Origin of the sequence: Candidatus Chlorohelix sp., from assembly GCF_037138995.1 — a bacterium.
Taxonomy (GTDB): domain Bacteria; phylum Chloroflexota; class Chloroflexia; order Chloroheliales; family Chloroheliaceae; genus Chlorohelix.
In genome coordinates this window covers 1-10,262 of record NZ_JBAXHI010000069.1, presented here as the reverse complement: position 1 = coordinate 10,262, position 10,262 = coordinate 1, and the positions used below count along the sequence as shown (strand labels likewise).

Here is a 10,262-nt window from a genome sequence, read left to right as displayed (position 1 = left end):
TATTGTTTAGACCCCTCCCTTGTTGCTTCTTAGCTTGATGCCTATGGGGCGGTTCCCGAACCGCCCCTACGGGTTAATTCTCTTGATGGTTGGTGAGATGGTTCGGGTTCGTATCCCCCGTTCGGGGGACAGGTGGGCGCATTCCGATGCGCCCTCGTTCTGTAGGAGCAACCTCCGTGTTGCGACAAGATGCGCCCCTACGGGTTTGGAGATTCGAGGCTTTAAGCCCAGCGTACCAAACCGAGTTCGTGCTTGCTAGTAAGCGCGGGATGAGTGGGCAACACCCGCACTCCCATAACAATACTACCACCCTGTGATACTTTGACGTTGGCAGCATAATTATAGAGCGAGTTCTGGTCGGGTCCGTTGGCAAGCTCCATAGTAATTATCTCTTGGTTTACCAGCTTACCATCTTCATCACGCGCCATCAAAAATTCTACCACCACATCCGAAGGCTTTAGCTGTCCTAGATACGTTTGCGCGGTTACTTTAAACTCTTGCCCCAAAGCCAGCTTGGATTCGACAGGAGTTTTAGCAGAAATCGCCACCCGATTCCAGCCATCGTAAATTGCGCGTTTCCAAGAGCTTATTGCTTTAGCACCGGTATAATTTTCAGTCGAAAGCATCAACGTTTGCTTGATAGAAGAAATGTAGAATTTGTTAGTGTAATCCTTGAGCATACGGCGAGTGCTAAAGTAAGGCGCAACCGTCTTTATCGACTCCTTCATAACCTTAATCCAGCCCAACGGCAAGCCCTTCTCATCACGATTGAAGTAAGTAGGCACAATATCATTTTCCAGCAAGCTATATAAAGCGAGACTATCCGCCTCATCCTGTATATCTTGGCTCTGATAGGTGCGTTCTTCCCCGATAGCCCAACCGTTTTTACCGTTGTAGGCTTCGGGCCACCAACCGTCAAGAATAGAAGCGTTGGGAACGCCGTTAAGGGCGGCTTTCTGTCCGCTAGTACCGCTGGCTTCATTGGGGCGAATGGGGTTATTTAGCCACATATCAACCCCTTGCACCAAATAGCGACCCATATTCATATCGTAATTTTCAAGGAACACGATACGACCCTCAAAGCCCTCTTGCCGGGAAATCTGATGCACGCGCTGGATAAAGCTCTTGCCGGGGTCATCGGCAGGGTGCGCTTTTCCGGCAAAAACAATCTGTACCGGGCGTTTCTTATCGCCCAAAAGCTTCTGGATTCGCGCCACATCTCTGAATATAAGCGTAGCGCGTTTATAGGTAGCAAAGCGGCGAGCAAAACCAATCGTAAAGGCGTTCTCGTCAAAAAGATGTCCTGCATCCTCTACCGAACCAGTGCCTTCACCTACCTCTACCCGCATTTGGATAACTCTTTTACGAAGGAACTCAATCAAGGTCTTTTTCGCCCGACAGTGAATATCCCATAGCGTTTGGTCAGGAATTGTATCTATCGCTTGCCACAGCGCCGAATCATCAATCCGCTCTTTCCAATCCGCGCCCAGATATTGCGTATAAAGCTCATCCAGTTCAGGCGCAAGCCAAGTCTGAGTATGAATACCGTTAGTAACATGGTCAATTGGCACTTCGTCCGCATCCACACCGGGCCAGAGCCATTGCCACATATTGCGCGACACCGAACCATGCAACGCGCTCACACCGTTATGCTGATTAGAAAGGTGCAAAGCCAAAACGGTCATGCTATAACCCGCGCCCCACGGCTGGTCATGACGGGCAAGGTTCATAAAACCATCGCGGTCAATTCCCAGATAGGGCCAGAAGCTACCGAAATAGCGGTCAATCAAGTCATGATTGAAAACATCGTTGCCTGCTGCAACAGGGGTATGCGTGGTAAACACGCCGGAGGCAGCCGCCGCTTCTTTAGCTTGGTCAAAGCTAAGCCCTTGCCCCTGTACCAATTCGCGCACCCGCTCCAAGCCCTGAAATACCGGGTGGCTATCATTAGAATGATATACAGTGGCAGCAATACCGAGCGCCCGCAAAGCGCGTACCCCACCTATACCCAACACGATTTCCTGCATAATCCGCAATTCGTGGTCGCCGCTATAAAGCCGAGCGGTAAGGTCGCGGTCTCCGGGAAGGTTGGGGTCAACGTCCGTATCCATCAAATAAAGAGGGATTCTACCCACCTGAATTTTCCAGACTTTGGCATAAACCTTGCGTCCGGGCAAATCAACCGAAATTACAACTTCCTCGCCCTTTTGGTTAACCGCCGCGGTAGCCGGCACTTCCGAGAAATGTATTTTCTCGTAGAAGGCTTCTTGTCGCCCATCGTAGTTTATGCGCTGAATAAAATAGCCCTGTGGATAAAGGAAGCCCACACCCACCAGCGGCAAGCCAATATCGCTGGCAGCTTTGCAATGGTCGCCCGCCAATACGCCCAAACCGCCGCTATAAATAGGCAACGCTTCGTGCAAACCAAATTCTGCGGAGAAATAAGCGATAACATTATCCTTATATTGGGGATAAGTATCCTTGTACCAAGTGGATTTCGGATTCATGTACGCATCGAAAGCTACCAGAACGCTATCGTATTTCTTGAGAAACTCCTCATCAGTCGCAGCCTTCTCTAGCTTAGCGGGTTCCACATTGCTGAGAAAGCGTACCGTGTTGTGATTTAATTCATCCCATAGGTCAGGGTCGAGGGTACGATACAATTCTTGGGCTGTATAATTCCAACTCCACCAAAGATTGAAAGCTAATTCGTAGAGGCGCGTGATACGTTGCGGCATTACGGGGAAAACCGAAACGCGACTGATGATTTTCACTAAATACAACTCCTTCTTGGATTAACTACATATTGAATGAAACAATAGCTACGAACGAACCCCGTTGTTCATTATGTATTTTACCTTAAAAATGACATTATTGCTAAAAGAGTTTTTAACTCTTAGATTTTTTCCTTTTCGCCGGATTCAGACGCTCCTTACTGAACGCCAATTTTTGATTTAGCCGTTCGAGGGCTTCGATAGGCAATTCAAGTAACGCAATCTCAGCCTCAGTTGGGTGCCACTGGTATTTTTCAAGCTCTACCGTGAAATCCTCGCGAACCTCAACGCCATCTGCCAAAAGCTCGGCGCGATGTGCCAACTGCCCACCCCAACCGTAGCCTGCCGCTAACCCTCCGAAACGATTCACCACCCGCTGGCAAGGCGCTTGATATTCTTCGGGAATCCAATGCAAAACCCACCCCACCTGCTGGCTGGCGCGTGGCACACCTAACAACAAAGCAATCTGTCCGTAGGTCATCACTTTGCCTTTGGGTATGGCTTTCACAATTTTATAAACTTGTTGCGAGAAAACGCTTTCCATCCTTATTTATTTCGAGAAAATTAATCCAACCAACGAGGGCGCATCCTGTGGGAGAGGGCTATTGCCCTCGACACCAACGGCTGACAGAGCAGCCTCCCACAGAACCCCGAACCTCCGAACCCGTTCCCATTGCCATTTATATTGCATTAATTTAATCAGGGATGTATCATTTCCCTATCCGAAGACAAGTATATCAGAATATGAATCTAACCTCGTAACCGCCGATAAGCGGCAGACAGGAATAAATATATATGTTGTACCGATATTCCCGTTGGGATGGCACGCAACAGGTCTTCCCTTTCGATGCCGAAGAAATTATGGAAGAACTGAGCAAAGAACTGATAGATGATAATTTCAGTGATTTGAATAATGCCCTCCAAAAACTTTATCGTTGGGGTATGAACGGCACTACGAATGAGCGCATGCCCGGTTTGCAAGAAATGATGGAAAAACTGCGTGCAATGAAAAAAGCGGAAATGAACCGCTATGACCTCGATTCCGTGATGCAAGACATCAAAGAAAAGCTCGACAGTATAATTAATAAAGAGCAAGCCGGCTTGCAACGCCGTTTGGACGAAACCGCCAATAGCGAGGAAAAAGCCTTGCGCCAATTGCTTGAAAAGCAAGTCTCCAAGAAACAGCAGTTCCTCCGTGACATGCCAAAAGACCCCGGCGGTCAATTACGCAAGCTCTCCGATTACGAATTTATGGATGCGGAGGCAAGGCAAGAGTTTCAAGAACTGATGCAAATGATTCAACAGCAGATTCTTGGCAGCTATTTTCAGGGCATGAAACAGGCGATGGAGAACATTACGCCTGAAGATATGAACCAAATGCGCGAAATGGTGCAGGATTTAAACCAAATGCTGCAAGACCGAGCGCAAGGCAAAGAACCCAAGTTCCAACAATTTATGCAAAAATGGGGGCAGTTCTTCCCGCCCGGCATCACTAGCCTAGATGAACTCATCAAGCATATGCAAAAGCAAATGGCGCAAATGCAATCCTTGCTGAATAGCATGTCGCCGGAACAACGCCGCCAGCTTGAAAGTATGATGCAAGCAATGTTCAAAGATGATAAATTGCAGATGGAGTTGGCGCGGTTGGCGGCAAACCTTGAGCAGTTGTATCCGATGCGCGGCATGCAACAGCGTTATCCCTTTCAAGGCGATGAGCAATTGGGCTTGGGCGAAGCAATGGATTTGATGCAACGCTTACAACAAATGGATCAGCTTGAACAAGAACTTAAAGACATCCAGCAAGGCAGAAAAGATTTAAACAGCCTCGATGAGCAACAAATACAAGACCTGATGGGCGATGAAGCCGCCGCTAACCTAGAACGCCTCAAAGAATTAACCCGCATCCTCGAAGAAGCAGGTTATATTACAAAAAATGGCAACAACCTAGAGCTTACCCCGCGCGGTATGCGAAAAATCGGGCAGAAAGCCCTCAAGGATATTTTCACGCAGTTGAAGAAAGACAGCTTTGGTAAGCACAAAACCAACTTAGTAGGCTCAGGAGGAGAGCGCACCGACATTGGCAAGAAATATGAATTCGGCGACCCCTTCCTATTAGACCTAGAAGAAACGGTAATGAACGCAGTTTTCCGGGAGGGGCAAGGCACCCCGGTACGAATCCGCCCGGAAGATTTCGAGGTGTACCGCACCGAGTTGATGACTTCCTCTACCACCGTGTTGATGCTAGATATGAGCCGTTCTATGATTCTCCGCAACTGCTGGGCGGCTGCCAAAAAAGTGGCAATGGCTCTCAATGCCCTAATACGTTCGCAGTTTCCGAAAGACAACCTATACATCATCGGATTCAGCGACAGGGCGCGAATGCTCCAACCGGAGAGCCTAACCCAAATTACTTGGAACGAATATGTTTATGGCACTAATATGCAGCATGGTTTTATGATGGCGCGGCAGTTGTTGGGTAGGCATAAGTCCGGCAACAAACAAATCATCATGATTACCGATGGCGAGCCAACCGCCCACATCGAGGAAGACGGAGAAGTTTTCTTCAGCTACCCGACCACCAGCCGCACCACCCAACAAACTTTAAAAGAAGTTACGCGCTGCACCCGTGACCAAATTGTTATTAACACCTTCATGCTAGAAAAAAGCAAATATCTGGAGCGTTTTGTTGAGCAGATGACCAAAATCAACAAGGGTCGCGCCTTTTATACCTCACCGGAGAGTTTAGGCGAGTACATTTTGGTTGATTACGTAAGCAGTAAGAAAAAACATATCAGGTAAACCAAATTTAAATTATTGCCCCTTTCCGCACTTGGAATGGGGCATTTTTATTGTATAATAATAACAGTAAACTTTGAATTTGAGGGAGGAAAAGCTTATGCCTCAATTCGATTTGCAAACAATAGTTGCAACCGTTTCCTTCAGCGCCTACCTTTGGGTTGGCTTATATTTACTTTCTCGCGCTTCCACCTTTAGCCCCCTAATAACCATCAGCGTAGTAGGCTCACTTCTCCAATCAGCTTATTTCTTTCACAACATAGCCGTCAACATTGTGACAGGCTATGAGCTAAGCGTAGCAGTAAACCGCCTCGGTTGGTGGACTAATACTTTGCCCATTGCCTTCTGGTTTCACGCAAGCTTGCTAGTCTGGCAACGCGGCAGACCTGCCAGCATCTTTCCGCCTATCGTAACTATTATATACACCCTTGCGGCTTTAATTACCCTACTCGGCTATTCCACAAACCTATTACTCGATTATGATGGGAAATTTTATGACCGCCCGGAACATTTGTATGTCAAAGCGGGTCCTTTTTACTGGTTTTTCATTATATATATCGCGCTGGCAGGGTTCGGAGCTTTCATCAATTTAACCCGCTTATACGGTCTAATGAGAAGCGGGAAAGAGCCTTCCTCCGGCGCAAGCCGCACAAAAATAGTAATGTTAGCGATTGGGTCACTCTGTTTTATCATAGGCAGCATCTATCTTTCCGTTAAAGTAAACTTCTACCTAACCGAATTTCCCGACCTACCCGCCCATATCCTTCTACTCATAGGCTTAGGCTTGTTCGGTTACGCGATAACCCATTACGATTTGCTGGTAGAAGGCAAAGAAATCGGGCGTGACTTTACCTACAGCTTCATTTCAATACTTCTGTTCAATTTTGTCTATATCGGACTAATGGGAATCGTTGGCTTTAATTCGCCGATTTCGGTATTGGTTATGACCGGGCTGATAACCACCAGCCATACTTTATACGACCGCTTGCGGGACATTTTGGACAAGTTCTTCTTTAGTAAAGCGGTGCAGGAAGCTCGCTCCGAAGCGCGAGAATATGCCTTAGAATTAGCCATTCAACCCGCGCCTGTGCCAGAAATTCAGCAGCTAGAAGAAAATACCGTGCCGTTAGTATCTATTCATGGGCAAATACAGGAAGCAGAAAGCTTTTTTAGCCAGAAAGCCTTTAAAGACGCGGTGCGGCGTGCCATCTCCAGCCTAAAAAGTCCCCCCCAATTGGTTAAAAGCCCCTTGTTGAGCTTGAACATCGTGGAGAAAAGGCTCAAACTACAAAATTTAGATGATAATCGCCTCAACCGCGCGGCAACCCTCAAAAGCCTTTTGACAGAACTAATTGAACGATTGCGCCCGGACGGAGCTATTTTCGGTACTTCGGAAGCGTGGCGCTACTATAACTCTCTCTATTTCCCCTATATTCGAGAAGTTTCTAAGAAAAACGCCTTTGCCGAAGCTCGCCGAATAGCTGAAGAAAGGCGCAAGAACAGTATCCGCGAACCGGGAGAAGTCGAAAAAGTGCTAGAATGGCTCAGCGATGTGGACGAAGATACTTTTTACAAATGGCAACGGCGTGCCTCTGACACCATCGCCGAAATCTTGCTGGAAGAAGAAACCAGCCACAAATCCGGCAAAGTAGCGGTTTAAGTTCCCGCTGCCGCCAATTTGAGCGCGTTCAGATACACCATTATTTTTGTAATATCATCCTCGCCTAACTCAGTATTGGCGGGCATTGCCCCCCTACCGTTTCGGATTATTTTGCGAGTAGCCTCATCCCCTAAATTGAGCATGCTAAGGCGCGGACCGATTCCTGCCTTGCGCCCTTCTGCCGCATGGCAAGCGCCACATTTCCCTTGCTGCATGAAAAGCTCCTTGCCCTGTAAAGCAATCGGGGCAAGACTAGCAGGGGCAGCAGTCTCTTTAGTGTCGCCAAGCGTCAAAAACAGCATAAAAGATACCGCTACTAATAATATACCGAACAACACCAGCCCAAAAAATACGGGTGAAACGCCATTTTGCGCATCACCCCTCGGTTTATTTTCTTTCACTTCATCGGACATAAGGGTTATAGCATCCCTGCCTTCTTGAGAGCGAAAAGCGCTTGCGAAAAAGCCTCAACCGTTCGGTCAATATCTTCTTCGGTGTGTGCCTTTGAGACAAACCCGCCGTGACCGCCCATTAACTGCACTCCCCGCAAATCCAGTTCAACCCGCAACGACTCCGCCACTTGGGGTAAAAGACCGGCTTTAAGACGCGCTTGTACTTCCGGTTTCTTAAAATAGGGCAAAAAATCTACCGACAGCAAATTTCCGTCTTCGGGCAAATCCGCTACATAGGGTGCGCCAAGCAAAATATGGAAAACCGACCCCCGCCCGTATGAGGTCGCCTTACCCTTCAAACCCGCTTCAAGAATCGCATTGCGTAACCCGCTACGGAGTCGGTCAGCCAATCTTCCAATATAATCATAAAGCGTAGTTTGCGCGTCTGGCTCTGCAATCATCGAAAGGGCAGCCACGCCCGCCGCCGCAGAAAGCGGATTGCCGTTGAAAGTGCCATGATGGCGAATGAATTTTCTGCCCGAAGCAGGGTCGAACGCCGCCATTATCGCACGGCTACCAACCACCGCGCCCCCGTTTAAGCCACCCGCCAATATCTTGGCAAGACAGGTTAGGTCAGGCAACACCCCTTCGATTGCCTGAATACCGCCCGGACTGTAACGAAAACCGCTCACAATCTCATCGTAGATTAACAACGCCCCTTCGCGCCGGGTTAATTCGCGCAATCCCGCCAAAAAGCCGGGAGGATTTGGCGCTGCGCCATAACTTGCGCCATCCGCTTCCAGTATAACAGCCGCTATAGTGTTATCCGCCTCAAAAGCTCTCTCAATCTCTTGCAGGTCTGGGCTTAACACCAATATATTGTCCGCTACCACCTGTGGAATACCTACCGGCGCAACCTTGCTTTGATTTATACTGCTATAATCATTCCAGCCATGAAAACGCCCTTCCAACTTCAGAATTTTCTCGCGCCCGGTAACAGCACGGGCAAGGCGCATCGCCATCATAGTAGCTTCGGTGCCGCTGCTGAAGAAACGCACCTGCTCCGCGCTAGGAATCAATTTGCAAATGAGTTGCGCCCACCGCACCTCACCGGGATGATTGCCGCCCAAATGCGTACCGCGAGAAACTTGCTCCACCAGCGCCTGAGTAATTACCGGATGAGCGTGACCAAAAATAAGCGAGCCGTGTCCCATCCAATAATCAATATAACGATGCCCATCCACATCCCATTTATAAGCCCCCTGAGCGCGTTCAAAATACAAACCCGGCGCATTCTCCCAATAACGGCTGGCATGCGTTGAGCCGGTTGGAAAAACCTGCTTCGCTTCTTCGTACAATTCCAGCGAAGTAGGATTTTGCGCCAAAAATTCTTCAAGGCTATTAGTAACTTCAGCAGTCATTTTTTTATCTCCCTGCGTTGCGAATTAAACAACATGCGCGATTGTAACAAAGCACAGGCAAGCTTGGCAAACCAGCGGTGGCAAAGAGATGTGGGAAAAAATCGTTTGTAGCCTATGCTATATTTTTTCCCCTCAAAAAAGATTACACTTTTATACTAACGAGTATAAGGGCACTCGCAGGATTTTTGCTCATGCAACGCTGCGGAGCCTGAACATGTAATAGGCTCACTAGAGAGGATGGTCTTATGCCCACTAGACTGCTAAAGCTAAAACAATCGCGCAATGTTACCTCTGTGTTAGGGGATGCGTCGGTACAACTAACGGTTCTTGGAGTATGGTTTACTGGCATTGCCATTGGCGTTGTAGTTCTTTTGCTCATCGTACTTCCCAATTCGTTTGGCAATAACAAATTGATTCGGGCAGAGTTGGTTGCCTCCGATTCTACTAACTACAGCCAAATTGACCCGGTGGTTTACAGCAATTACGCCGTTGCTGGAAAAAAGGTCTTCAGTTTGAAATGCCAAGTTTGCCATGCAGTGGGTGGTACTGCCGCAACCGGGCAAGGACCGCGCCTTGACCGCAGCATTAACGCCCGTGATGCCAACTTTATTATTAAGCAGGTGCGCTTAGGCGTTTACGGACCACAGAAACAAGTAGGTATGCCTTATTTTAAGGAAAAATTAGCAGATGATAATGACCCTTATCCATACGTTATCAGCCCAGATGAGCTATACCAAGTAACCGTGTACCTGCGTTCTATCCAGTTAGAGCCACGTGGAGTCAAACCCATAGTAAGCGCGACTACCGCAGTGCCAGCAAGCGCGACTACCGCAGTGCCAGCAAGCGCGACTACCGCAGCACCAGCGGGCGCAACTACCGCAGCGCCAGCGGGCGCAACTACCGTAGCAGCAGCAGCAGGCGGAAGTGGCGCAGGTGCCGCTTTTGCAGCAGCAAGGGCAGCGGAAAAAGGTGATGCAGTGGCTGGCTCCAAAATGTTCAAAATCACTTGCCAAGGTTGCCATTCCAACATGGGAACAGCAGTTGGTCCCACCGGATGCCCCAACCTGTCCACTAGCACCAACGCGCTAGACCCAGCTTACATTCGCGGCAACGTTCGCAATGGTAGAAACTTGATGACCCCATTTGATACAGATACCATTACCGACACTGACCTCAACAATCTGGTAGCTTTCGTTCTCTCTATCAATGTAAACTTGAA

At 48.5% G+C, this 10,262-nt stretch carries 7 protein-coding genes; 3 read left to right on the top strand and 4 right to left on the bottom strand.

The genetic code is table 11. The features are described from left to right. Window positions 1–221 precede the first annotated feature (221 nt). Window positions 222–2,774 (bottom strand): alpha-glucan family phosphorylase, encoded by a 2,553-nt coding sequence (gene glgP, locus WCK19_RS17575; protein ID WP_342398706.1) that lies wholly within the window; start codon window positions 2,772–2,774, stop codon window positions 222–224. Window positions 2,775–2,889: 115 nt separating this feature from the next. Beyond that, window positions 2,890–3,318 (bottom strand): MGMT family protein, encoded by a 429-nt coding sequence (locus WCK19_RS17570; protein ID WP_342398705.1) that lies wholly within the window; start codon window positions 3,316–3,318, stop codon window positions 2,890–2,892. Between the two features lie 251 nt (window positions 3,319–3,569). On the opposite strand from WCK19_RS17570, the gene WCK19_RS17565 reads away from it, so the two are divergent. Together WCK19_RS17565 and WCK19_RS17560 are read left to right on the top strand one after the other, a co-directional pair. Beyond that, the gene (locus tag WCK19_RS17565; protein WP_342398704.1) at window positions 3,570–5,573 is read left to right on the top strand and encodes a VWA domain-containing protein; all 2,004 of its coding nucleotides are present in this window, start codon (window positions 3,570–3,572) and stop codon (window positions 5,571–5,573) included. Window positions 5,574–5,670: 97 nt separating this feature from the next. Then, window positions 5,671–7,230 carry a hypothetical protein gene (locus WCK19_RS17560; RefSeq protein WP_342398703.1) on the top strand — a complete coding sequence of 520 codons (1,560 nt, stop codon included), beginning with the start codon at window positions 5,671–5,673 and terminating at the stop codon, window positions 7,228–7,230. Here WCK19_RS17560 and WCK19_RS17555 read toward each other — a convergent pair. Beyond that, window positions 7,227–7,643, bottom strand: a complete 417-nt coding sequence (locus tag WCK19_RS17555; protein ID WP_342398702.1) for a cytochrome c — start codon at window positions 7,641–7,643, stop codon at window positions 7,227–7,229. The genes WCK19_RS17560 and WCK19_RS17555 overlap by 4 nt on opposite strands. Window positions 7,644–7,648: 5 nt before the next feature. Continuing rightward, window positions 7,649–9,043, bottom strand: a complete 1,395-nt coding sequence (locus WCK19_RS17550; RefSeq protein WP_342398701.1) for an aminotransferase class III-fold pyridoxal phosphate-dependent enzyme — start codon at window positions 9,041–9,043, stop codon at window positions 7,649–7,651. A 245-nt stretch (window positions 9,044–9,288) separates the two neighbouring features. Between WCK19_RS17550 and WCK19_RS17545 the strand changes: the two genes are divergently transcribed. Then, a partial coding sequence (locus tag WCK19_RS17545) for a c-type cytochrome (protein ID WP_342398700.1) occupies window positions 9,289–10,262 on the top strand: 974 nt, incomplete at its 3' end.